The organism is Amycolatopsis sp. NPDC026612 (assembly GCF_040638285.1).
GTDB lineage: Bacteria > Actinomycetota > Actinomycetes > Mycobacteriales > Pseudonocardiaceae > Amycolatopsis.
In genome coordinates this window covers 16,065-39,089 of record NZ_JBEZYB010000042.1, presented here as the reverse complement: position 1 = coordinate 39,089, position 23,025 = coordinate 16,065, and the positions used below count along the sequence as shown (strand labels likewise).

The window sequence follows — 23,025 nt, the reverse complement described above, 5'->3', positions numbered from 1 at the left end:
GCTCACCTCCTAGTTAGGCGAGCCTAACCTGAATTCGCCGATCTGGACAGTCGTGGCGGTCACGTCGCTTCCGCTGATCGGCGCATCCGGTAACGCCGATGCCCAGTTTGCCGAAAAGGCGGGTGACGACTCCGACGCCGTGGGGGTTCCGCGTGCAGATCTTCCCGGTTCCCGAGCGCGTCCGCGCTTTCGAACTCGACCCGGCCATGCCGTCCGGCGCACTGCCGATCTTCGGCGAGTACCTCGACCGCCTGGGCCGGAACACGGCGAACCAGCGGCTGACGTCCTGGCCGTTCGTGCTGCTGGGCGTCTCGCAGTTCTTCACCGGGACGGGCATTGCGCTGCCGGTGTGCCTCATCGCGATGTTCGGCTTCTTCGGGGTGTCCGCGATCTGCCGGGGACGCGCGCGGGTGCCCGGGTCACGGCTGAAACGCGAACCGTTCCGGCGGGTCGACATCGCCCCCGACGGACTGGTCTCGGCCGGCCGCACGGTCGGGGTGCGGCTGCCGGACGGCCGCTGGCTGCGCGTCCGCCTCGACGAGTCGTTCCGCCTGCTGCTGGCGGGCCACCGCCGCGTGTGGCTGCTGGGCTCGGGCCCGAAGGTGTTCGTCGGCTTCCCGGGTGTGGTGGCGGTCCGCCGCGCCCGCGTGCACGACGAGCCGCCCGCGGGCGCCGTCGCGCTCCCGCCTGCCCCGTGGCGCTCCGGCTCGCCGCGGCTGGACCCGGTGCTGGGCGCGCACCGGCGGCGGATCGCGGCCGAGCTGGCCGCCGGAGCAGCGTTCATGCTGGTCATGGCCGCGTTGTCGACGTGGATCCGGCTCGACTTCCCGGCGGACGACCACGGCAGCCGGGTCGTCGTCGCGGCGTTCACCGCGTGCACGGTGCTGGCCCTGCTCGGAGCGTTCGTGACCGGACTCCGCGCGATCGCGTCCCGCCGGCCGCTGCCGGCGGACCACTGGACGGAGCTGCGGGCGGTCCTCGACGGCCCGGTGCGCATGAGCCGCCACGGCGTGGCGAGGCTGAGCGGCCTGACCATGCTGGCCGACGGCCGGGTGGTCCCGTTCCGCCTGCCCAAAGCGGACCCGTCGATGGCCGCCAACATCGCGGCGACGGGACGGCTGTGGGTCGCGGGCGTGCCGACACCCGGAGCGGCGAAGGCGGGCGTGCCCGGCTATCCGGTGCTGGGCACGGTCTGGCTCGGCTGACCGGCCCAGCTCGGCCGCCACGCGCCGGCGACGCGCTCGCTCTTCGCGAGGTGCCGCCGAAGCGCGGCGAGCCCGGGGTGTGGGTTGCCCCGGCGCCACACCAGCGAATGCGGGTACACCGGCACGGGCTCCGCGATCGGCACGCGCCGCAGGTCGTGCCCCGGCGGCCACAGCACCCGGCTCCCCGCCCCGACCAGGGTCGCCACCTCCGCCGACGCCGCGATCGTGTCGAGGACCACTTCGGTGCCGAAATTCGGCCCGGCCGCGTCGATCCACAGGCCGAACGCGGCCGCGAACTCGGCGTAGTACGCGCCCCACTCGGTCCCGGGCACCACGCCGGGCAGCCAGATCCGGTGCCCGGCCAGCTCGTCCGGCGTCACCGAAGGCGATCCGGCGAGCGGGTGCGCGGGTCCGCACAACAGCTGGATCGGCTCGTCGAGCACCCACTGGGCAGCGAGGTCTTCGGGCAGCGCGACGACCGCGCGGAACGACGCGTCGATCGAGCCGTCCCGGACAGCGGCGACCGCGGTGTCGAAGAGCGTCACGACCTCCAGCGCGATGTCCGGGTGCGCCTGGTGGAATCCGTGCAGCAGCGTGGCCGGGCACAGCCGCCGTCCGATGACGTCGACCCGGAGCGACCCGGTGCGCACCGACGCGAGCGCTCGCCGCTCGGCCGACAGCAGCTCGCGGGCGTGCGGCAGGAAGGCCTTGCCGTCCCCGGTGAGCACGGCGCCGCGGGCGGTGCGGGTGAACAGCCGGACCCCGAGGACCTTCTCCAGCGCCGCGACGCGCTTCGAGACGGCTTGCTGCGTGATCGCCAGCTCGGTGGCGGCGTCCTGGAACCGGCCCGCCTCCACGACGGTGACGAAGGTCCGCACGGCGTCGAGGTCCACGACGAACGACTCTAGGTCCACAACGCCGCGTTGTGGCTCGCCGCCGCGTCGGTTGTTTGCTTCGGGAGGGCGTTCCTCGCTTTGATCTCCCGGTGATGCGCGGGCGGTCGCTGGGGCCGCGGTTCAGGTGGCTTTGGTCGGCCTACGCCGTGAGCGCCTTCGGGACCTGGCTCGGGTTCGGGGCCTTCCCCATGCTGGCCATCCTCGTGCTGCACGTCGGGCCGGTGGCGGTCTCGGCGCTCGCCGCCGTGGGGCCGGCCGTCGGGGCGCTCGTGGCCGTGCCGCTGGGGCCGTGGGTCGATCGCCGCCGGAAGCGGCCGGTGCTGATGGGCATGGATCTGGTCCGGTTCGCCGCGCTGAGCAGCGTGCCGGCCGCCTACGCCCTCGGGGTGCTGGGCTTCGCCCAGCTGCTCGTCGTCTCGGTGGTCGTCGCCGCGGCGGACATCACCTTCACGTCGGCCGGCGGCGCCTACCTGAAGGGGCTGGTGCCGCCGGAAGACCTGCTCGTGGCCAACGGCCGGTTCGAGTCGACGAACTGGACCGCCACCGCGCTCGGCCCGCCGCTCGGCGGGGCCGCGTTCGCGCTGCTCGGGCCGGTGACGTCGGTGCTCGCCAACGCCGTCAGCTTCCTGCTCTCCGCACTGGGGATCCGCGCGATCGGCGACGGTGAACCCCACCCGCGGGCCACCGCCCGGCTGCGCGTGCGTGACCTGGCCGACGGGTGGCGCTTCCTGCTGCGGCACCCGGTGCTGCGGCCGCTGCTCGGCAACGTCCTGCTGTTCAACGGCCTGATCATGGGGACCGAGCCGCTGCTCGCCGTGCTGATGCTGAACCAGCTCGGGTTCGCGCCGTGGCAGTACGGGCTCGCGTTCGCCGTCCCGTGCCTCGGCGGGCTCGCCGGCTCGCGGCTGACCCCGCGGCTCGTCGGCCGGTTCGGGCGGCACCCCGTGCTGCTGACGGCGGGCGCGCTGCGGGCGTGCTGGCTGCTCGCGCTGGCCTTCCTGCCGGACGGTCCCGGCGGGCTGGCGTACGTCATGGTCGTCGAATTCGGCCTGATCGCCTGCTGCAGCGTGTTCAACCCGGTGCTCGCGACCTACCGGCTCGAGCAGCTCCCGGCGGACCGCATCGCGCGGACGCTCTCGGCGTGGTCGGTGACCACCAAGGCGGCGATCGCCGCGCTGACCGCGATCTGGGGCCTGCTCGCCGGCTTCACCGGCCCGCGGGTGGCGATCGGGATCGCCGGGGTGCTGGTCCTGGTGACGCCGCTGCTGCTGCCCCGCCACGACCGGACGCCGGTCGCCGCCTAACCCAGCGACCTCCGGGTGGCCTGCTCGGTCTCGAGCACGCCCTGCCGGATGCCTTCCAGCTGGTCGCTCAGTTCCCGCACCGCGCCGGTGTCGACGGCGATGTCCGTCGTCGCGGCCGTCAGCTCCGCGACCCGCGCCACCAGGCTGTCCAGCCCGAGCGCGCCGGACTGCAGCTGGGCCAGCAGCTTGTCCCGGGCGCCGGAGAGCCGTGCGTGCACGTCCGCCTGGGCCTGCACCGCGGCTCGCGCCTGTTCGAGGTCGCCGCGCACCTCCGGGTTCGCCGTGCGCAGCTCGCGGTCGAGCCGGCGCCGTTCGTGCGCGACGGCGTCGAGATCGACCCGGGCCAGCGCCTGGCCGGTTGCCGACGCGCGGCCGGCCAAGCTGCGGAGCGTCGACAGCGTCTCGTGGACCACCGGCTCCATGTCCGCGACCCGCTCGGCGAGCGGGCCGGCGCTCAGGGAGCCGCTGAGCGAGACGAACCCGTCGGCCGCGCTCTGGGCCCGGCGCAGCCAGTTCTCCTCGGCCGACCCGGCGGCCACGTCGAGCACCCGCGCCTCACGCGGTGAAGGCTCCTTCTCGCGGGTTGCGACGGCCACGCCCGCCCACGCCGCGAGGACGGCGACGCCGACGCCGGCCGACGCGACGACCGGCAGCTGCACGGCCCACGCCACCCCGGCCGACGTGGCGGCGAGCAGCAGCCCCCACGGCTGGGCGAGCTCACGGACGAACTTCATCACCGGAGGATCTCAGAAATTCGAGATCACGGAGGTGAAGACCTGGTTGATCGAGTCCGGTTTGGACGAGTCGTACTCCGAGCCCGCGGTCGTCTCGGCGATCTGCTTCAGCACGTTCTGGTCGGCGTCCGAGCCGTAGGCGATGGTGAACAGCCGGACCGACTCCGCGTTGCCCTCCGGCCGCAGCTGCGACACCAGGTGCTCGAGGTCGACGCCGCCGGAGTCCTCGTTGCGGCCGTCGGTGAGCACCACGACCGCGTTGATCGCCGCCGGGTCGAGGTGGGCGTTCATGTACTCGTACGCGGCCAGCGACGAGTCGTACAGCCCCGTGCCGGACTGCGGCGTCAGCCCGCTCAGCCGCATCGCCAGGGTTTCCTTGCCGCTGCTGCCGAGCGCCTGCACCGGGAGCAGCTCCTGGTAGTCCTTGTCGCCGTCGAGGTGGGTCGAGAACTGCCAGAGCCCGACCTGGTCCCGCGGCACGAACTGGCCGAGCGAGTCGATCGCGGCCTGCTTCGCCAGGTCGATCTTGCTCTTGCCGGTGCCCTTCACCTCGTCGCCCATCGAGCCCGAGACGTCCACCACGAGCAGCACGTTCGCCTTCTTGCGCAGGTCGGTCCAGGAGGCCAGCAGCTTCGACAGCACCGATGGCGACGGCGGCTGCAGGAAGGTGATCTTCGCGTCCGGCTGGACGCCGTTGGCGGTCGTCACCTGCGGGCCCGGCTTGCCCTCGAACGACCGGAAGCCGAGCGCGGCGAACTTCGCCTGCGTCTCCGCGCCGCGAAGGTAGCCCAGGAAGTCCGCGGCGATCTGCTTGCGGGTCTGGTCGGCCCAGTTCAGCGTGACGAACGGGTGGTCGGAGTTGAGCGTGCCGTCCGCCGGGTAGATCGCGACGATCGGCACCTTCGGCGGCGCGTGCTGGCCGACCTTCGCCGGGTCGTTCGTCGGGTTGCCCTGGTTGTAGCCGATCAGCGAGCTCTCCTCGACGGTAACCGCCGAGATGTAGGACAGCGCCGCGCCGCGGTCGTCCGCCTTCTGCAGGTTCGTCAGGAACGTCAGCGTGTTGTCGCCGTAGTGCACGATCGCCTGCTCGAGGTTCGAGACGAACTGCTTGGCCGCGGGCTTTTCGAGCGCGGCCACGGTGAGGTCGGACGACGTGCCGGTGGCCGCGTAGTACGCGCCGATGGTCGCGTTCAGTCCCGCGGTGGAGATGTTCGGGTTCGTCTTGCCCAGCCGGAACTTGCCCCACTCCGGGTGGCCGTACTTCGCCCAGCCCGCCGGGTCGGTGGCCAGCGCCGTGATGTCCTTCCAGCCGAGCGGCTTCGCCGGCCAGCCCAGCGCTTCGGCCATCGGCTTCGGCATGGCGATGGTCAGCGGCGAGTTCGCGATCGACTGCGGGTCGCCGTCCGGCACGATCGACGCCGAATCGCCCTTCGCGTTGACGCGCAGCAGGTTGACCCAGCCGCTCGCGGCCGGTGTCCAGACGTCCGGGCGCGGTCCGTCGGTGGCCTCGTTCCAGCCGTTCGCCAGCGCCTGCATCGCCACGCCGGACGACTTCGACTTCACGATGACGTCGACGCAGTGCCCGGCGACCGACCGGCCGGAGTAAGCCTTGGCGGCCTCCTGGACGATGCCCACCTTTTCCGGCGAAGACGCGATGGTCAGCGCGATCGCGTCCGAGCCCGTGCACTTCGGCTGGTCGGCGTCGTCGCTCGAGCCGCTGGTCCAGTACCGGATGCCGATGATCAGGCCGGCGGCGACCAGGATCGCGGCCACGAACGGGAGGATCTTTCTCTTGCGCCGTGCTGGTTGGGAATTGATCATCGAACCCTCCCCGATCCGCCACCCGGAATTCCATTATCCGGGCCGCGGTTCGGGGACGGGGCCGCGTTGCGCAAACTTGACTATTGCTTAGGGCCGCGGCGAGACCACGTCCAGGCGTAACCGGAGTCTTCGGACGCGTCGGCGGCTTCGCCGAGCTCCAGCGGCGCGAAGGTGTCGACCATGACCGCCGTCTCGTCGAAGAACTCCGCGCCGATCGACGCCTCCGCCGCGCCCGGCTGCGGGCCGTGCGTGAAGCCGGACGGGTGCAGCGAGAGCGAGCCGATCCCGATCCCCGAGCCCTTCCGGGCCTCGTAGTTGCCGCGCACGTAGAACATCAGCTCGTCGGAGTCGACGTTCGCGTGGTTGTACGGCACCGGGATCGCCCCTTCGCGGTAGTCGACCTTCCGCGGGCAGAAGGAGCAGACGACGAAGTTGGGGCCCTCGAACGTCTGGTGCACGGGCGGCGGCTGGTGCACGCGGCCGGTGATCGGCTCGAAGTCGTCGATGTTGAACACCCACGGGTAGAGGCAGCCGTCCCAGCCGACGACGTCGAACGGGTGCGTCGCGTAGGTGTAGCGGGTCAGCCCGGCGCGGTGCCGCACGAGCACCTCGACGTCCTCGCCGTCTTCCAGCAGCGGCTCCGCCGGCCCGCGGATGTCCCGTTCGCAGTACGGCGAGTGCTCCAGGAACTGCCCCTTCGCCGACAGGTAGCGCTTCGGAGGCCCGATGTGGCCGCGGGCTTCGAGGGTGAAGAGGCTGACCTCGCCGTGGGGGAGGACGCGGTAGGTGCACGACGTCGGGAGCACGAGGTAGTCGCCGTCGCCGATCTCGAGGCGGCCGTAGATCGTCTCGACGGTCGCCGAACCGCCGTGGACGTAGAACAGCTCGTCGCCGGCCGCGTTGCGGTAGAGCGGGCTGGGCGCGGTCGCCGCGACGAACCCGATGGTGACGTCGGCGTTGCCGAACAGCCGCCGCCGGTCGGTCACCGCGTCGGCTTCGCCGCCGAACTTGAGGTCCTGGGTCTGGAACGCCCGCGGCTTGAGCGGGTGGTTCGGGGTGAGGGACCCGCGGTCCTCCTCGACCGCGACGGCGTCGACGATCGCCGTCGGCAACCCGCGGTGGTAGAGCAGCGCGGAGTCGGCGGAGAAGCCCTCGACGCCCATCAGCTCCTCGGCGTAGAGGCCGCCGTCCGGCTTCCGGAACGCGGTGTGCCGCTTGTGCGGAAGCTCGCCTACTCGCCGGTAGTAAGGCATCGACGTCCCCTTCTGACGTGTCCGTTGTGCGAACGATTTTGTCCTCATGTCGTACGCTACTAGCGTGTCAGTCGTGTCAAGCGCTGTGGAACTCACTCCCCCCGGCCCCCGTGGAATTCCTCCTCTGTTCGCGAGGCTCGTCGACGACTCGGCGCTGTTCCCTCCGGGCGATGCGGCCATGCCCGAAGCACTGCGCGCGCACTTCGCGAGCCGGGGGTCGGAACACGCCGGTGTACTGGGGGTTTTCCTCTGCCAGGCGTCCCGGCTGCCGGAGCTGATCACCGAGCTGATCAAGATCAAACCGAAGCAGCCGCTGCCGCTTTCACTGATCATCGACACCGGTCTCGGCGGCGTCCCGAAGGCGATCTCGATCGTCGAATCGCGCAGCGAGCTGCTGGCGCTGCGGATGGTCGAGATGCCGGCGCCGTCGGACGTCGACGAGGTGTGGCTCGAGCGCGTCTCGGAGTTCGTCCCCGAGGACGTCATCCGCGTGGTCGAGCCGCGGCGCGGCGTCGGCTGGCTGGACGGCGTGCGGAAGGTCATCGAGCACGGCAGCTGGCCAAAGATCCGCTGCGGCGGCAAGGCGGGCGAGAACTTCCCGAGCGTCGACGAGGTGGCGGACTTCCTCGCCGTCGTCAGCGGGGCGAGCGGGGCGTCGTTCAAGGCGACGAACAGCCTGCACCGCGCGGTCCGGCACACCGACCCCGGCACCGGCTTCGTGCACCACGGCTTCCTGAACCTGCTCGTGGCCTCCGCGCGCAGCCTCGCCGGCGGGGACGTCCGGGCGGCGCTGGAGTCGACCGACGCCCAGGCGCTGGCCGACGAAGCCCGGGCACTGTCCGAGCCGGCGGCTAAGGCCGTCCGGGCGCTCTTCGCGTCGTACGCGGCGGCATCGTTCGAGGAGCCGGTCGCCGACCTGGGCGAACTCGGCTTGCTGTGACCAGCCGGGAGGGGTCGCTGACGCTCGACCGGGGCTTGGCACTGCTGCAGGCAGTGGCCGATGCCGGCGGCGACGCGGCGACCATCTCCGAGCTGGCCGTGGCCATCGGGGCCAGCCGTGCGGCCGTCTACCGGCTGCTGGTGCCGCTGTCGGACCGCGGGCTGGTCTGGCGCGACGGCACCAAGGTCCGGCTCGGCGTCGGGCTGCTCCGGCTGGCCGGGCAGGTGCTGCCGCAGCTGCGTGACGCCGCCGGGCCGGTCCTGCGCGAGCTGGCCGAGAAGGTCGGCGCGACCGCGCACCTGTCGGTCGCGCAGGGTCCGCAAGCGCTTGCGGTGGCCGTCGTGGAGCCGTCGTGGACCAGTTTCCACGTCGCTTACCGCGTCGGGAGCCGGCACTCGCTGACGTCCGGCGCGGCGGGCAAGGCGATGAGCCTGCGCCCGGGCGGCGACGGCTGGGTGACGTCGACGGGTGAGCTGGAGGCGGGCGCGTCCGGCGTCGCGGCTCCGGTGCGCGGGGTGCCGGGCCTGAAGGCGAGCGTCGGGGTCGTGTCGCTGGAGCCGTTGAAGGCGCCCGAGGTTGGTCCCCAGGTCGTCGCGGCCGCCGCCCGGCTGACCGAGATCCTGAAGACGGACGGCTAACGCAGCGGCCGGACCATCGTCAGCAGCAGCGCGACGTCGATCGTGAACAGCAGACGCTCGAACAGGCCCAGCGTGACGTCCTGGTGCGCCGGGCCGAGGACGAGCGTGAGGACGAACCCGCCGAGCACGATCCCCACGCTGGCGAAGCTCGCTGTGGCCAGGCGCCGGATCGTCGTCCGGCGGGGCTCCCACGGGCAGCCCTCACGGCCCTTCCTGGTCAGCACGAAGGCGGCGGCGGGCAGCGCGACGAACGCCGTGAGCGCGGCGAAGTTGTGGACCTGTCCGGACAGCGAACGCGCCTGCCCGTCCGGGTCGACCGGCACGAGGCCGCACACGAGCAGCCCGGCCGACCAGACGCCGAGCAGCACGCAGACAGCGGTGGTGCCCCGGCGGTGGGCCTTCGCGATGCCGGCGAGCAGCGCCACCGAGCCAAGGGACAAGGCCAGGCACATCACGCTGAACACCGGCGCGGCCGAGGACGTGCCGAACTTGCCGTAGACGTACTCCGAGAGCGTCTGCCAAACGGGGCTGACCTGGCCGGACAGCCGCAAGTGCAGCGCGATCGAGATGGCCACGGCGAGGCCGATGCCGCCGAGCGCGATCCGGCCGTGCAGCGGCGAGACCGCGGTCGCTGGCTTGTTCACCTGGCGCTCTCCCTTTCGTTTCCGAAAGGTTACCTGGCGAACCTGTGAGGCAGCGGTCAGAAGGCCAGCTGGACCAGGGCGAACGCCGCGAATCCGGCGAACGCGAACCCGGCGCAGCGCTGGATCAGCTTCGGTCGGATCCGGTTGCGGATCTTCCCGCCGATGAACACCGCGAGGCCGGCGACCACGACGAGCGCGCTGAAGGCGCCGACGCCGACGGCGAAGGGGTTGCCGATCCGGGCGGCGAGGCTCGCCGTCGCGAGCTGGGAGGCGTCGCCCCACTCGGCGGCGAACAGCACCCCGAACGACGTCATCGCCGAGCGCAGGAAGGACAGCGGCGAGGGGCCGACGCGTGAAGCGTCGTCACCGGCTTCGTCGGCTTCGCTGAATCCCTCGCGAAGGAGCAGAAAAGCGCCGAGGCCGAACATCGCGGCGACGACCAGCGAAAGGACCACGTCCGGCAACAGCGTCAACACACTGCCGAACGCGACCGCGATCACGCATTGCACGGCGAACGCGGCGCACACGCCGGCGAAAACCGGCCAACCGCGGAAACGGGTGGTCAGCACCAGGGTCGCGACGAGCGTCTTGTCCGGCAGTTCCACGGCGAGAACCAGGCCGAACGCGCTGATCAGCGCCACCACAGCGGGAGTCATGAGTATTCTTTCGCCCCTTTCACTGCAACGATAAAGGGGTGCTTCGGAAAACCGCAAGCTGATGGCGAACGCGAAATTGCCCGATCGGCGGTCATGAATTTGACGTACCGGGGTGGCACACAAATTTCTTCGGCACACCGAATTCTCGGTTGTGGCCTGCGGTAGGTTGATCGCCATGGGGTCAGAGGCACGTACTGCGCAGGTTGAAGAGGTCATCCGCCGACTGGAAGCCCACTACGTCTTTCCGGACGTCGCGGCAAAGCTCGGGAAGGTGCTTCGCGCGCGTCTCGGCGAAGGCGCGTACGTGGACCTGGGGGACGCGGAATTCGCGACGGCCGTCACAACCGACCTGCAGTCGGTGAACGACGACAAGCACCTGCGGCTGCGCCACCACGCCGAGCCGGTGGCCGAGGACGGTGACGCGGAGCACGCGTCGGAGGACTTCCGGCGCGCGGCCGAGCTGGAGAACTTCGGGATCGCGTCGGTGCGGCGGCTCCCGGGCAACGTCGGCTACGTCGACACGACCCTGCTCTACCCGCTCGACCTCGCGGCGCCGGCGATCTCGGCGGCGATGACGCTGATCTCGTCCGCCGACGCGCTGCTGCTCGACGTGCGCCGCAATCGCGGCGGCACGCCCGACACGAGCGCGTTCCTGCAGAGTTACCTCGTCGACGAGCGGACCCACTACCTCGACATCTACGAGCGCGAGGGCGACAGCGTCACCCAGATGTGGACGCTGCCGTACGTCCCGGGCCCGAAGTTCGGCGGGACCAAGCCGATCTGGGTGCTCACCGGTCCCTCGACGTTCTCCGGTGGCGAGGACCTCGCCTTCTCGCTGCAGCGGCAGGGACGCGCGAAGACCGTCGGCGAGGCGACGCGGGGCGGCGCCCACCCGCGTGAACAGTACAAAGTGGACACCTACCTGGACGTGACGGTGTCGATCGCCCGTTCGTACGACCCGAAGGCAGGCGACAACTGGGAGGGCGTCGGCGTGGCTCCGGACGTCCCGGTGGCCGCGGACAAGGCGTTCGAAACCGCGTACGCGCTGGCCCTGCGGCACGTTCTCGAGCTCGGCGACGAGGGTCCGCGGCGGGTCGTGGCGGACGAGGCGCGGACGGCACTCGACCAGCTGTAGTCACCCAGGACGTTGGTCCTGTGCCGGACGGGACCAGTTGATCTGGCTGTGGCCGGGGCCCCGGAGCACGCTGGACCACGTGGAGGTCCTTGAGCTAGCGCGGTGGCAGTTCGGCATCACCACCGTCTACCACTTCCTGATGGTCCCGCTGACCATCGGGTTGTCGATCCTGGTCGCGGCGATGCAGACCCGCTGGGTCCGCACCGGCGAGCTGCGGCACCTGAAGATGACGAAGTTCTGGGGCAAGCTGCTGCTGGTCAACTTCGCCATGGGCGTGGTGACCGGGATCGTGCAGGAGTTCCAGTTCGGGATGAACTGGAGCGCCTACTCGCGGTTCGTCGGCGACGTCTTCGGCGCGCCGCTCGCGATGGAGGGGCTCGTCGCGTTCTTCGTCGAATCGACGTTCCTCGGCCTGTGGATCTTCGGCTGGGACCGGCTGCCGAAGAAGGTGCACCTGGCGTGCGCGTGGGCGTTTTCGCTGGCCACGATGGCTTCGGCGTACTTCATCCTGGCCGCGAACTCGTGGATGCAGCACCCGGTGGGCGTGACGTTCGAGAACGGCAAGCCGACCATGAACTCGATCTGGGCGGTGCTGACGAACAACACGGCGCTGGCCGCGATCCCGCACACCCTGGCCGGCGCGTTCTCGGTGGCGGCGGCGTTCCTGGTGGGCGTCGCGGGCTGGCACCTGTGGCGGCGCGGCGACCACTCCGATGTGTGGCGTTCCTCGCTGCGGCTGGGTGGCTGGGTCGGCGTGGCGGCGTTCGCGGTCCTCGCGATCACCGGTGACACGCAGGGCAAGCTGATGTTCGAGCAGCAGCCGATGAAGATGGCGTCGGCGGAAGCGTTGTGCCACACGGAAAAGCCGGCGAGCTTCTCGATCATCGCGATCGGCGACGTCGCGGGGTCGAACTGCGAGGACGTCAAGACGTTCACCGTGCCTGCGTTGCTGTCGTTCCTGGCGCACAACGACTTCAGGACCGAGGTCAAGGGCGTCGAGGACCTGATCACCGAGTACCAGGCCAAGTACGGCACGAACTACCCGGACGACCCGGCGCTGGGTTCGCTGGCGGGCAAGCCGATCGACTACGTGCCCAACCTCCCGGTGACGTACTGGGGCTTCCGCATGATGATCGGCTTCGGCGCGATTTCGGCGGGCATCGGCGTCCTGGCCCTGTGGCTGACCCGTCGCGGCCGCACCCCGGGCAGCCGGTGGTTCCCCCGGCTGGTCCTCGGCGGCATCGCGACGCCGTTCCTGGGCAACAGCGCCGGCTGGATCTTCACCGAGATGGGCCGTCAGCCGTTCGTGGTCGTCCCGAACCCCTCGGGCGTCGACGGCGTGTGGATGTTCACCGCCCAGGCGGTCTCCCACGTGACGACGGGCGAGGTGTGGACGTCCCTGATCGCGCTGACGAGCGTGTACGCGGCCCTCGGGGTGGTGGAGCTGTACCTGATGCGCAAGTACATCCGCGGCGGCGTCGACGCGGTGATGCCCCCGGAGACGACGGCGGACTCCGACAAACCGGGCGAGGACACCCTCGCCTTCGCCTACTGAGGTGTTGACGATGAGTGCCGATGCAATCACTCGCCTGAGTTACCCACAGCACATCTGTGGACAACTCCGCTCGTTGTGGATAACTCACGGCCATCGGCCGGCCGGAGGTGCCCGATGACCCTCGCCACCGGCTGGTTCGTCGTCATCGCCTTCTTCTGGCTCGGCTACCTCTTCCTCGAAGGCTTCGACTTCGGCGTCGGCATGCTGCTGCCGGTGCTCGGGCGCGACAACACCGAGCGCCGCGTCATGGTCAACACCATCGGGCCCGTCTGGGACGGCAACGAGGTCTGGCTCATCGTCGCCGCCGGCGCCACGTTCGCTGCCTTCCCGGCCTGGTACGCGGGGCTGTTCTCGGCCGCCTACCTGCCGCTCCTGCTCGTGCTGCTCGCCCTCATCGGCCGCGGCGTCGCCTTCGACTACCGCGGCAAGGTCGACTCCGAGCGCTGGCGGCGCACCTGGGACCGGGTGATCATGATCGGCTCGTGGATCCCGCCGCTGGGTGTCGGCCTCATCCTCGCCACCACCGTCCTCGGCCTGCCCCTCGACGCCGACGGCAACCGCGTCGGCTCCGCGTTCGCCGCCGTCCGCTGGGACACCCTGCTCGGCGCGCTCGCGATCGCCGCCTTCTCGATCACCCACGGCGCCGCGTTCCTCGCCCTCAAAACCAGCGGTGACCTGCGGGAACGGGCACGTCACCTGGCGCTGAAGCTGCTGCCGGTCGCCATGGTGCCGATGGTCGCGTTCCTCGCGGTCGTCCAGTGGCGCGCCGGGACGCTGTGGACGTTGCTCGCGTTCGGGATCAGCGCCGCCGCCGCGGTCGTCGCCTGGCTGCGGCTGCACGCCGACCGCGACGGGCAGGCGTTCGCCGCGCTCGGCGTGGTCATCGCGGGAGCCGCCGTCACGATGTTCGGCTCGCTCTTCCCGAACGTCCTGCCGTCGACCCTCGACGCGGCCAACACCCTCACCATCGCGGGCGCCGCGTCGAGCCCGTACACGCTGACCGTGATGACGTGGGTGGCCCTCTTCGGTGCGCCCGCGGTGCTGATCTACCAGGGCTGGACGTACTGGGTGTTCCGCAAGCGCATCGGTACTCAGCACATCCCCGCGGTGCATGCGCCATGACAAACTTTCCCGGACGCGCTCCTCTTCCCGCCTCGGAGTCCACAGTGGACTCGGCGCGCCCGGGAAAGGGTCCGCTCGGCGCGCTGCCGGCCCTCGTGCCTGCCGTGCGCCGGGCGCTGGCCCTGGTGGGCTTCCTGTCGTTCCTCCACGCCGCCGCGCTGGTGGCGCAGGCGTTCCTGCTCGCCGACGTCCTCGCGGCGATCGTCGGAGCAGGTTCCGGGGGACGCACCGCCCAGCTGGCCGTGCTGCTCGCGCTCGTCGCGACGCGCGCGCTGACCGGCTGGGCGGTGCGCACGGTTTCCGCCCGCGCGGCCGCGACGGCGCAGCGTGAACTGCGGGCGCAGGCCGTCGGCCACGCCCTGCGCCTGGGCCCCGAGTGGATCGCCCGGCGCGGCCACGGCGAGCTGACCGCGCTCACCACCCGCGGCCTCGACGCGCTCGACGCCTACTTCCGCGAATACCTTCCCGCCCTGGTGACGGCGGCCGTCGTGCCGCTCGGCGCCGGCGTGGCGATCCTGTTCGCCGACTGGCCGTCCGGCGTGATCGTCGCGCTGACCGTGCCGCTGCTGCCGGTGTTCGCCATTCTTGTCGGCAAGTCCACCGCCGACCGCGTCGCCGGCGCGACCGACGCGACGCACCGGATGTCCGAACGGCTCCTGGAACTGGTTCGGGTGCTGCCCGTGCTGACCGCGTTCCGCCGGGCCGCTGCGCAGGCTGAGACGGTCCGCCGGCTGTCCGAACGTCACCGCCGCGCGACGCTCAAGACGTTGAAAGTCGCTTTTTCTTCGGCGTTCGTGCTCGAGCTGATCGCGACGCTGTCGGTGGCGCTCGTCGCGGTTGTGATCGGGGTCCGGCTCGCGGGCGGCCACTTGCCGCTGGCCATCGGCCTCGGCGTGCTGATCCTCGCGCCGGAGTGCTACCAGCCGCTGCGCGCGGTCGGCGCCGCGTTCCACGCCAGCGAGGACGGCGTCGAAGCGGTCCGGCGCGTCGCCGACCTGCTGGCTCTCCCGGTGCGTGCCGAGGGAACCGCGATCCCGGCGCCGGGTGAGCTGCGGGTGTCTTCCCTCCGGGTGGCGCGCCGCGGCGGGTTCACGCCGGACGGCGATTCGTTCGCGGTCCGGCCCGGCGAGACGGTCTGGCTCCGCGCCCCGAGCGGCGGCGGCAAGTCGACGACGCTCTCGGCGTTGCTCGGCTTCGTACCGGTGCACGACGGCGCCATCACGGTCGGCTCGGCGAATCTGGCCGACGCCGACCTCGCGCGCTGGCGCGAACAGGTCGCGTGGGTACCGCAGTCGCCGGTGTTCGCCGGCGGCACGGCCCGCGAGGAAGCAGGCTCCGACGCGGTGCTCGCCGAACTCGGCCTGGCCGGGCTCGGGGACCGGCCGGTTTCCCGGCTGTCGCTGGGCCAACGTCAGCGAGTCGCCGTCGCCCGTGCGCTGCACCGGGTGCGCAACGGCGCTTGGCTGCTGTTGCTCGACGAGCCGACCGCGCACCTCGACGAAGCCGGCGTGCGGCTGGTGCTCGACGCGGTGCGGCGCGCCGTCGGCAACGGCGCCGCGGCGATCATCGCGGCCCACGAGCGCACGGCGGCGGTCGACCTGCCGTCCGACGGCCCGACGGCGCCCCAGACGTCCACAGTGGACGCTCCCGGCGCGCCGCTGGGGTGGCGCGCGCTCCTGGACGGACGGCTCTTCGGCGGCGCCGCGCTGGGCGCGCTCGCGCTGCTGGCCGGGGTGGCGCTGACGGCGACGTCGGGCTGGCTCATCGCCAGGGCGTCCCAGCAGCCCCCGATCCTGACCCTGACGGTCGCGGTGGTCGGCGTCCGCGCGTTCGGGCTCGGCCGCGCGGGCCTCAGGTACGTCGAGCGGCTGGTCACGCACGACGCCGCGTTCCGCATCGCCGGCCGCGTCCGGGTCCGGCTGTGGACCTCGCTGGTTCGCCTGGGGCCCGCCCGGAGCCTGCGCGCGGGCGAGGGACAACGCCGATTGGTCGCCGACGTCGACACCGTGCGCGACCTCCTGCCTCGTGTGGTGTCCCCGCCGCTGGTGGTGGCGCTGGTCGCGGCCGGGGCGATCGCCGTGCAGACGTCGGTGCTGCCCGCGGCCGGCTTGACGCTCGCGGCGGCGGTGGCGCTCGGGTTGTGCGCGCCGTGGGTCGCCCTGCACGCCGAACGGCGGGCGACGTCGGCGCTCGCGGACGGCCGTCGCGAAGTGGCCTCGCGGGTGCTCGTCGTTTTCGAAGCGGCGGCCGAGCTGCTCGCCTTCGGGAGGGATGCGGATCACCGGCGCGCCCTCGCGGCCGCCGACACCCGCTTGGTCACGCAAGCGCGTCGGCAGGCTTTCGGTGCGGGCGCGGCCGAAGCGCTGGTCACGCTGGTGTGCGGAGCGGCGGCGGTCGTCAGCACGGCGCTCACGGCCCAGGCCGTCGCGCGCGGGCAGCTCGATCCGGTCATGGCGCCGCTGCCGGCGCTGGTGCCGCTCGCGCTGGCGGAGGTCTTGGCGCTGCTCCCGCCGGTGGCCCAGCACTGGGACACGCTGCAGCGCGCTCGTCGCCGGTTGGCCGACGTGCCGGAAGAGCCGTTTTCGCCGGTTTCGGAGACGACGGTCGCCCTGCGTGGAGCGGACTTCGGCTGGCCGGACGGACCGGTGGTGCTGCACGACGTCGACGTGGAACTGGCGCCGGGCACGTACGCCGCGGTGGTCGGGCCGAGCGGGGCGGGCAAGTCGACGCTCGTCGCCGCGTTGCTGGGATTTCTCGCGCCCCGCAGCGGCGCGGTCGCCGTCCCGGACGAGGTGGCGTGGGCACCGCAGGAGCCGATGCTCGCGGCGACGACGGTCGCCGAGAACCTGAGGGTGGCCCGCCCGGCGGCGACCGACGCCGAGCTGCGCGAGGCACTGCGCCAGGCCGCGCTCCCCGACGTCCCGCCGGAGACGGTGCTCGGCAGCGGCGGCAGCGGACTGTCCGGCGGCCAGGCACAGCGGGTGGCGTTGGCGCGGGCGCTGCTCGGCGCGCCGTCGGCGGGACTGGTGCTGCTGGACGAGCCCACGGCCCACCTCGACGAGCCGACGGCGCAGGCGGTGCGCGCACACCTGCGCGAGGCGCTGGCGGGCCGGACGGTGGTGCACGTGACCCACCTCGCCGAGGAGGCCGCGGGCGCGGACGTGGTCCTCGAGGTCCGCGACGGCCGGGTGGTGACGAGGGTGCCGGTCCCGTGATCGATTCCCGCTGTGTCCTTGCCGCCCCGCCCCCGCGCCGCGCGATAATGACGGAACTCATGGATCCGACGCTTGCCGCGCGGGCGCTGTCCGCCGCCACCGAAATCACGAGCACCGCCCTGTCCGGCGACGACCCGGGAGCGGTGCTGGACACGGTCGTCGCCCGGGCAGCCGAATTAGCCGACGCGGACCTCGGACTGGCCATGGTGAGCGCCGAGGACGGCCGCGTAGTGGTCGAGTCAGCGCACTACGCCGCCAGCGAGCAGACCGACGACGAATACGCCCAGCCCGGTGACCTGGGTGCGGTCGGCAGCGAAGGCCCGGCCGCCGTCGAAGCGGCCCTCGACGCTGAAGCGCGCATCGACGATGAGGCGTCTCTGCGCGGTCTTGCGCTGTCCGCCGACTCTGCGGCCGGGCGGGTGGCCCGGGGCGGTGAGCCCGTTGCCAGTGCGGACTTCACCGTCGATCCGCGCACCGCGCCCTACGTGCCCGCCGAACTTCACGGCTACGGGCCCTTTGCGGCCGCGCCGTTCGGGTCTGGGGGGCGGGTTCTCGGGGCGCTGACCGTCTACCGGAAGCGGGGGCGGGAGCCGTTCTCCGCCGGGACCGTCGAAATGCTCGTCGCCTTCGCCGCGCAGGCCGGGGTCGTTCTCGCGTTGGCCGAGGGAGCCAATGCACGCCACCGGGTCGCGCTGTACGAAGAGCGGGAGCGCATCGCTCGCGAACTCCATGACGTCATCGTCCAGCGGCTCTACGGCACCGGTATGCAGCTCGACCGGGTTCGGCGCAACATGCGCAAGCGGTTCGCCCAGGCCGACGGGGTCCGGCTGTCCGACGCGATCGACCAGCTCGACCAGACCATCGAGGAAATCCGTGGCACCGTGCGCGCGCTGCGGTCACCGGAGCCTCGCCATGACACCGGGACGCCCACCGATCTCGCCGAGTCGGCTCGCGGCGAAGTGCGCATCGCCGGCGAGCTGCTCGGCTATCCGCCGACACTGGAGCTGTCCGGCGAATTCGCCGACATCCCCGCGGAACGCGCCGACCACATCCGGGCCGCCCTGCGCGAAGCACTGTCCAATGTGGTCAGGCACTCCGGCGCCAGCGAAACCCGCGTGACGCTGACCAGGGACTCCGGCGGCGTGAAACTCCGCGTCCGGGACAACGGTTCCGGCGTGCCCCAAGGCGTCGCCACCCGTGGTCTGCGTCATCTCGCCGAACGCGCGGACGCCGCGGGCGGGAAGTTCTTCCTGAACTCCTCACCCAGTCTCGGCACGCTCGTCGCGTTCGACCTTCCACTCGACTGACCCGTACTCCTGCGCGACCTATCCTTCTCGGGTCATCCAGCCCCCCTTCCTCGCCCTCGCCATGATCGTACCGGCTCGTCGAACATATATTCGACTCACGTTCGAGTGAATCTCTGGCCGGGAAAGCCTGATCGACATGGCGGACCGTGACGAGCACGGGAAAGGTCGCAGCCAACGGCGGATTGCGGACGAGCGGTTACTTCTCGCGCCGCGCGATCCAGGCGGCTGCCTGCGTCCGGCGCTGCATGCCGAGCTTCGCGAGCACCGACGTGACGTAGTTCTTGACCGTCTTCTCGGCGAGGAACAGCCGTTCGGCGATCTCGCGGTTCGACAGGCCCTGGCCGATCAGCTCGAGCACGTCGCGTTCGCGTTCGGTCAGCGTCGCGAGCTCGTCCGTCGGCGGGTGCCGCATCTTGTCCAGCACGCGCGCGGTGCTCACCGGGTCCAGCAGCGACCGGCCGGCCGCCACCTCGCGGACCGCAGTCACCACGTCCTGCCCCCGCACCTGCTTCAGCAGGTAGCCCGCGGCGCCGGCCATGATCGCGCCGACCATCGCCTCTTCGTCGTCGAACGCGGTGAGCATCAGGCAGGCCGGCGGGTTCGGCTTCGACCGCAGTTCGCGGCAGAGCGTGATGCCGTCGCCATCGCCGAGGCGGACGTCGACCACCGCGACCTCCGGCTCGACGTGCATCGCCACCGCCAGCGCCTCTTCGACGCTGCTGGCCTCGGCGACGACCTCGATGTCGGGCTCGTCGCCGAGGAGGTCGCGGAGCCCGCGGCGGACCAGTTCGTGGTCGTCGACGAGCAGTACCTGGATCGGCATACCCCGAGGTTACGGGGTGCGCGGACGCCGCGGTGGCGGCCGGTCGGCACCGTCACACGTGAATTACCTCAAAGGTGTGACTTCGCACCCGTAACATTCCGGCCGTACGCATTACTGGGTTGCGAATCCGCAGGTCGCGGTGGAATCGGGAAAGAATCACGGGACGCGTCGTGCTTGGTGGGGCGCTGGCATTTCCGGAATTCCGGAATGGTCCGTAACGGCTTCGCCGAGGTGGCGATACTAACCACGCAATCGCCCCCGCTTCCGTTCGGAAGGAATTCCGTTGTCCCTGTTTCGTCGTGCCCTGACGGCGGCCGTCGCCGTCGCCGGGCTCGCTCTTCTCGGTCCCGTCCCCTTCGCTTCCGCGCAACTCGCGACGCCGCTCGTCGGCGACAAGAACTGCGCGGACTTCCAGTACCAGGAGGAAGCCCAGGCGGTTCTCGACGCGACGCCGGGCGACCCCAACGACCTGGACCGCGACAAGAACGGAATCGCCTGCGAGACGCTGCCGCACCGCCCGCACCAGCAGAGCACCCCCACGACGACGTCGAAAAAGCCGGTCAGCACCACCCATTCCGCGCCGAAGACGGCCACCAAGAAGCCCGCCACCGGCAGCCAGGTGAAGGTCAAGCCGGTCGGCGGCGTCGCCACCGGCGGTGGTGAGCCGGCGGAAGACGTCCCCGGTTTCCTGGTGCTCAGCGGCACGCTGCTCGCCGCGGCGGTCTCCGGCGGCATGGTGCTCTACCTGCGCCGGCGCCCGAGTTGAGGCACCCGCGCCTGTGGCCCGCGGTCACGGCGGTCGCCGCCGCGCTCGGCGTGGTACTGGCCGTGGCTCTCGTCCTCGTCCTGTCGCCGAAGGCGCCGCAGGAGATCGCCCCGGCGAGCCCGGCCGCCACGAACCCGGGGGGCACCGCGAGCATCGCGCGCACCACGGCTGAGACCGCCGACGGCCTCCCCGCGGCGAAACCGGCGTCCCTGACCATCCCGGCGATCGGCGTGCGGGCCGACGGGATCACGGATCTCGGGCTGACGCCGGAAGGTGCGCTGGAAGTCCCGGCCGACGCGACGACGGTCGGCTGGTTCACCGGCGCGCCGTCGCCCGGGGAGGCCGGTCCGGCGGTGCTGGCCGCGCACGTCGACTACAAGCACGTGCCCGGCGCCTTCTCCCGGCTGAAGGACCTGCGCCCCGGCGAGCAGGCCAGGGTCGGCCGCGCGGACGGCCGGATCGCCGTCTTCACCGTCTACCGCGTCGACCGCTACGCGAAGACCGCGTTCCCCACCGACCAGGTGTACGGCGACACGCCGGCGCCCGAACTGCGGCTCATCACCTGCGGCGGGGCGTTCGACCGGGCGAGCGGCAACTACCTCGACAACGTCGTGGCCTACGCGAGGCTCACCGCCGTCGAGGCCTGAGCCAGCTCGATCCGCGCCAGCTCGAGCCGCCGGTAGGCGCGCTCCTCGAGCGACCAGACGTCCAGGACGTCGCCGTCGAGCTCGGGGTACGCGATCACCAGGTGCTCGGTGTCGTCCCCGCGGTAGGTGACGTCCACCGGGAGCCCGGCTTCCAGCTGCCAGCAGAGCTGTTGCTGCTTCGGCGTCAGCCGGCCCGAGTAGCGGTCGCTCATCGCCCGCGCGAGCTGGCCGCGCAGCAGGGCCGGACCGCTCGCCGGGGCGGCCAGCAGCCGCTCGGCGTGGGCGGCGGGATCGGGCGGCAGCTCGCCGGGTTCGGGGTCGCGGACGACCACCGTCGGCTCGGCCTGGTCACGGGCGGGCAGCACGATGCTGCCGTCCGCGGTGTGGCGGGTCGGCGCGTAACCGGCTTCACGCAACGCTTCCAGGGTGCGCAAAGCATCCACAGCGGACGTCAACACGGTCGGGGCCACCGCGCGCAGGCCGAGTTTGGCGAGCTTGCGGTGCGCGGCGAGTTCGGCCAGCACGGCGGGGTCCCCGACGACGACGCTCGCGACGTCGATCACCTGTGCCTCACCGTGCCGCCGCGCGACGTCGTTCACCAGGTACACCAGCGGCTGCGGCAGCTCGCCCGCGGCGATGGCGGCCAGGTCCTCGAGCAGTTCGGCGGCCGTCGCGCCCTGGTCGAACGCCCGCCGCACGGACGCGGGGGAGAAGCGCCAGCTGGTCGCGGTGCCCTGGGTTTCGCGGTCGGCGACGCGGTCCAGCAGCGCGGCGAGCCGGGCGTCGGGCGAGCCGGGCACGATCGCGGTCAGGTCGGTGCCGAACAGCGCCGTCGTCCGCGCGCGGGAAACGAGTTCGTCGGTGACTTCGACGAGCCTTTCCGAGGTGAGCAGGGCGCGGCCGGCCGCGGTCGCCGCGCCGTGCGCGACGACGCCGAGCAGTTCGCCCTCGGACAGTGCGTCCCCGACGCGCCCGGCGAGGTCGTCGGTCGGCAGCATCGGCGCGTGCCACCCGGCGAGCCGGGTCAGCGCGGCGGTGTCGGTGATCGCGTCGCCGGGACCGAGTCGCGCCAGCAGCCGCACGACCAGCCGCCGCACCAGCGCCTCGACGTCGGTCTCGAACTCCGGTGGCTCCGGGTCCCACCAGGTCGTCAGCAGCAGGCGGTACAGCAATCCCGGTGCGGGCCGGGCGAGGTCCGGGTCCGGCGCGAGCGTGGGCGGGGGCGCCTTCTGCCCGCGACGCGGCGGCGGTGGCTCGTCGGCGAGCAGCAGCCCGGCCTGCACGGCGAGGTCGATGGCCAGCTCGATCTCCGCGGGGGTACCGCCGGTGTCCTTGGCGACCTTCTTGATCAGCCGGGCGCCGATCGTGCCGTCCTTGAGCAGCGGCAACGGTTCCGCGGCGGCCAGGTCGAGGATCGCCGACACGCGGTCGAGCAGCCGCAGCGCGGCGGCCGACGACGCCGCTTCGGCCGCGTCCGCCCCGGTGTGGGTGACGGCGTACTCGGGTTCCACGGGCGTGAACGGCAGCTGGTGGTCCGGCCCGCGCAGCGCGAGCGACACCTCGATCGGCATGGCCACGGTGCCGAAGTAGGTCCCGAACAGGAAGCCGTGGTCGAACGCCCAGCCCGCCGGGGCGAGGCCCTCGACCTCGGGAACGCCGTCGGCCATGTCCAGCAACAGCTTCCGCGTCTCCTCGGGCGCGGTGGCGAAGAGTTCGCGGACGCTCTCGCCGTCCCGGAAGAACCGCACGAGCCCGAGCAGGAGCTCCGGCTTCCGGGCGGTGTCGGGCAATCCCAGCGCCCGCGCCAGCTTCGCCAGCCGGGTGGTACCGAGCTCCCCGAGCAGGTTCGCCACCGGCTGGCCGAGCCCTTCGGCGTGGAAGCCGGTGCGGTGCAGCAGTTCCGGCAGGGTGATGCCGTCGTGGGACGGCCACAGCAGGGCGCGCTCGGCCAATTCGTCCACTGAGGACTCGATGGTTCCGGTGTCCGTGCCGAGCAGCCGGGCGACTTCGCCGACGGACGCGGGCCGCCGTCCCAGTGCATACAACAACTGGACGGCCCGCACGACCTGCACCAGCGGCATCGGCAACCCGACCAGCGCCGCATCGACGGACCCGGCCGACGACAGCCGCGCGGCGACGACGTCGAGCCGCCGCGGCCACGGCTCCTGCAGCACGTCCGGCCGGTGGGCCAGCACCTTCGCCAGTGCGTCCTTGTCCAGGCCCGCGAGCCTGCCGAGCAGTTCGTCGGCGGTGGTCATCGGCCCAGGTTAAATCACCGCTCGCAGGCGTCGACGACGTCCGGCCGGGAAAACCGGCGAAGCCGTGCTCGCCCACCTGCGCGCGGGCTGAGCCGGTCCGGTTCAC

The 23,025-nt window shown here is 71.9% G+C and carries 19 protein-coding genes; 11 read left to right on the top strand and 8 right to left on the bottom strand.

Translation table 11 applies throughout. The annotated features are described in order from the left end of the window. Positions 1-122 precede the first annotated feature (122 nt). On the top strand, positions 123-1,205 hold the full coding sequence (locus AB0F15_RS29940; protein ID WP_360277378.1) for a hypothetical protein: 1,083 nt from the start codon (positions 123-125) through the stop codon (positions 1,203-1,205). Here the strand turns inward: AB0F15_RS29940 and AB0F15_RS29935 are convergent. Further along, positions 1,172-2,098 (bottom strand): LysR family transcriptional regulator, encoded by a 927-nt coding sequence (locus AB0F15_RS29935; protein WP_360277375.1) that lies wholly within the window; start codon positions 2,096-2,098, stop codon positions 1,172-1,174. The genes AB0F15_RS29940 and AB0F15_RS29935 overlap by 34 nt on opposite strands. Before the next feature lie 92 nt (positions 2,099-2,190). Here AB0F15_RS29935 and AB0F15_RS29930 point away from each other — a divergent pair, with 92 nt between their 5' ends. Continuing rightward, positions 2,191-3,405 carry an MFS transporter gene (locus tag AB0F15_RS29930; RefSeq protein ID WP_360277372.1) on the top strand — a complete coding sequence of 405 codons (1,215 nt, stop codon included), beginning with the start codon at positions 2,191-2,193 and terminating at the stop codon, positions 3,403-3,405. Here the strand turns inward: AB0F15_RS29930 and AB0F15_RS29925 are convergent. The 3 genes from AB0F15_RS29925 to AB0F15_RS29915 form a co-directional block, all read right to left on the bottom strand. Beyond that, entirely contained in the window at positions 3,402-4,139 is a 738-nt protein-coding gene (locus tag AB0F15_RS29925) for a hypothetical protein (RefSeq protein ID WP_360277369.1), read from the bottom strand. The two genes, AB0F15_RS29930 and AB0F15_RS29925, sit on opposite strands and share 4 nt — an antisense overlap. Positions 4,140-4,151: 12 nt before the next feature. Continuing rightward, complete coding sequence (locus tag AB0F15_RS29920; protein ID WP_360277367.1) at positions 4,152-5,960, bottom strand: substrate-binding and VWA domain-containing protein; 1,809 nt, start codon at positions 5,958-5,960, stop codon at positions 4,152-4,154. 80 nt (positions 5,961-6,040) lie between these two features. Next, complete coding sequence (locus AB0F15_RS29915; protein ID WP_360277364.1) at positions 6,041-7,213, bottom strand: homogentisate 1,2-dioxygenase domain-containing protein; 1,173 nt, start codon at positions 7,211-7,213, stop codon at positions 6,041-6,043. An 85-nt stretch (positions 7,214-7,298) separates the two neighbouring features. Between AB0F15_RS29915 and AB0F15_RS29910 the strand changes: the two genes are divergently transcribed. Beyond that, positions 7,299-8,153, top strand: coding sequence for a hypothetical protein (locus AB0F15_RS29910; protein ID WP_360277450.1), 855 nt, complete (start codon positions 7,299-7,301; stop codon positions 8,151-8,153). Continuing rightward, a complete protein-coding gene (locus AB0F15_RS29905; RefSeq protein ID WP_360277361.1) occupies positions 8,150-8,791 on the top strand; it encodes a helix-turn-helix domain-containing protein in 642 nt (213 codons plus the stop codon). Before AB0F15_RS29910 ends, AB0F15_RS29905 begins: the two co-directional genes overlap by 4 nt. On the opposite strand, the gene AB0F15_RS29900 is transcribed toward AB0F15_RS29905, so the two are convergent. Both AB0F15_RS29900 and AB0F15_RS29895 read right to left on the bottom strand, forming a co-directional pair. After that, entirely contained in the window at positions 8,788-9,435 is a 648-nt protein-coding gene (locus tag AB0F15_RS29900; RefSeq protein WP_360277359.1) for a DUF998 domain-containing protein, read from the bottom strand. The two genes, AB0F15_RS29905 and AB0F15_RS29900, sit on opposite strands and share 4 nt — an antisense overlap. A 56-nt stretch (positions 9,436-9,491) precedes the next feature. Next, positions 9,492-10,079, bottom strand: coding sequence for a TMEM165/GDT1 family protein (locus AB0F15_RS29895; RefSeq protein WP_360277447.1), 588 nt, complete (start codon positions 10,077-10,079; stop codon positions 9,492-9,494). 187 nt (positions 10,080-10,266) lie between these two features. On the opposite strand from AB0F15_RS29895, the gene AB0F15_RS29890 reads away from it, so the two are divergent. From AB0F15_RS29890 to AB0F15_RS29870, 5 genes are all read left to right on the top strand, one after another. After that, the gene (locus AB0F15_RS29890) at positions 10,267-11,226 is read left to right on the top strand and encodes a S41 family peptidase (RefSeq protein ID WP_360277356.1); all 960 of its coding nucleotides are present in this window, start codon (positions 10,267-10,269) and stop codon (positions 11,224-11,226) included. A gap of 79 nt (positions 11,227-11,305) precedes the next feature. Continuing rightward, the gene (locus tag AB0F15_RS29885) at positions 11,306-12,781 is read left to right on the top strand and encodes a cytochrome ubiquinol oxidase subunit I (RefSeq protein ID WP_360277353.1); all 1,476 of its coding nucleotides are present in this window, start codon (positions 11,306-11,308) and stop codon (positions 12,779-12,781) included. Between the two features lie 114 nt (positions 12,782-12,895). Beyond that, complete coding sequence (gene cydB, locus AB0F15_RS29880; protein ID WP_360277350.1) at positions 12,896-13,903, top strand: cytochrome d ubiquinol oxidase subunit II; 1,008 nt, start codon at positions 12,896-12,898, stop codon at positions 13,901-13,903. Then, positions 13,900-17,118 (top strand): thiol reductant ABC exporter subunit CydC, encoded by a 3,219-nt coding sequence (gene cydC / locus AB0F15_RS29875; protein WP_360277347.1) that lies wholly within the window; start codon positions 13,900-13,902, stop codon positions 17,116-17,118. The genes cydB and cydC overlap by 4 nt, the downstream gene beginning before the upstream one ends. Positions 17,119-17,177: 59 nt before the next feature. Next, the gene (locus AB0F15_RS29870) at positions 17,178-18,425 is read left to right on the top strand and encodes a histidine kinase (RefSeq protein WP_360277345.1); all 1,248 of its coding nucleotides are present in this window, start codon (positions 17,178-17,180) and stop codon (positions 18,423-18,425) included. Positions 18,426-18,621: 196 nt separating this feature from the next. Here the strand turns inward: AB0F15_RS29870 and AB0F15_RS29865 are convergent, their stop codons facing one another. Then, a complete protein-coding gene (locus AB0F15_RS29865) occupies positions 18,622-19,248 on the bottom strand; it encodes a response regulator transcription factor (protein ID WP_360277343.1) in 627 nt (208 codons plus the stop codon). Positions 19,249-19,531: 283 nt separating this feature from the next. Between AB0F15_RS29865 and AB0F15_RS29860 the strand changes: the two genes are divergently transcribed. Further along, entirely contained in the window at positions 19,532-20,014 is a 483-nt protein-coding gene (locus tag AB0F15_RS29860; RefSeq protein ID WP_360277340.1) for an excalibur calcium-binding domain-containing protein, read from the top strand. Next, entirely contained in the window at positions 20,011-20,661 is a 651-nt protein-coding gene (locus AB0F15_RS29855; RefSeq protein WP_360277337.1) for a class F sortase, read from the top strand. The genes AB0F15_RS29860 and AB0F15_RS29855 overlap by 4 nt, the downstream gene beginning before the upstream one ends. Here the strand turns inward: AB0F15_RS29855 and AB0F15_RS29850 are convergent. Then, positions 20,631-22,919 (bottom strand): helicase-associated domain-containing protein, encoded by a 2,289-nt coding sequence (locus AB0F15_RS29850; protein ID WP_360277335.1) that lies wholly within the window; start codon positions 22,917-22,919, stop codon positions 20,631-20,633. The genes AB0F15_RS29855 and AB0F15_RS29850 overlap by 31 nt on opposite strands. Positions 22,920-23,025: the final 106 nt, after the last annotated feature.

Bases quoted from the DNA above. Each gene is read 5' to 3' on its own strand.
- AB0F15_RS29925 (WP_360277369.1), bottom strand. From the start codon at position 4,139: ATGAAGTTCGTCCGTGAGCTCGCCCAGCCGTGGGGGCTGCTGCTCGCC.
- AB0F15_RS29920 (WP_360277367.1), bottom strand. From the start codon at position 5,960: ATGATCAATTCCCAACCAGCACGGCGCAAGAGAAAGATCCTCCCGTTC.
- AB0F15_RS29915 (WP_360277364.1), bottom strand. From the start codon at position 7,213: ATGCCTTACTACCGGCGAGTAGGCGAGCTTCCGCACAAGCGGCACACC.
- AB0F15_RS29890 (WP_360277356.1), top strand. From the start codon at position 10,267: ATGGGGTCAGAGGCACGTACTGCGCAGGTTGAAGAGGTCATCCGCCGA.
- cydB (WP_360277350.1), top strand. From the start codon at position 12,896: ATGACCCTCGCCACCGGCTGGTTCGTCGTCATCGCCTTCTTCTGGCTC.
- cydC (WP_360277347.1), top strand. From the start codon at position 13,900: ATGACAAACTTTCCCGGACGCGCTCCTCTTCCCGCCTCGGAGTCCACA.
- AB0F15_RS29870 (WP_360277345.1), top strand. From the start codon at position 17,178: ATGGATCCGACGCTTGCCGCGCGGGCGCTGTCCGCCGCCACCGAAATC.
- AB0F15_RS29865 (WP_360277343.1), bottom strand. From the start codon at position 19,248: ATGCCGATCCAGGTACTGCTCGTCGACGACCACGAACTGGTCCGCCGC.
- AB0F15_RS29850 (WP_360277335.1), bottom strand. From the start codon at position 22,919: ATGACCACCGCCGACGAACTGCTCGGCAGGCTCGCGGGCCTGGACAAG.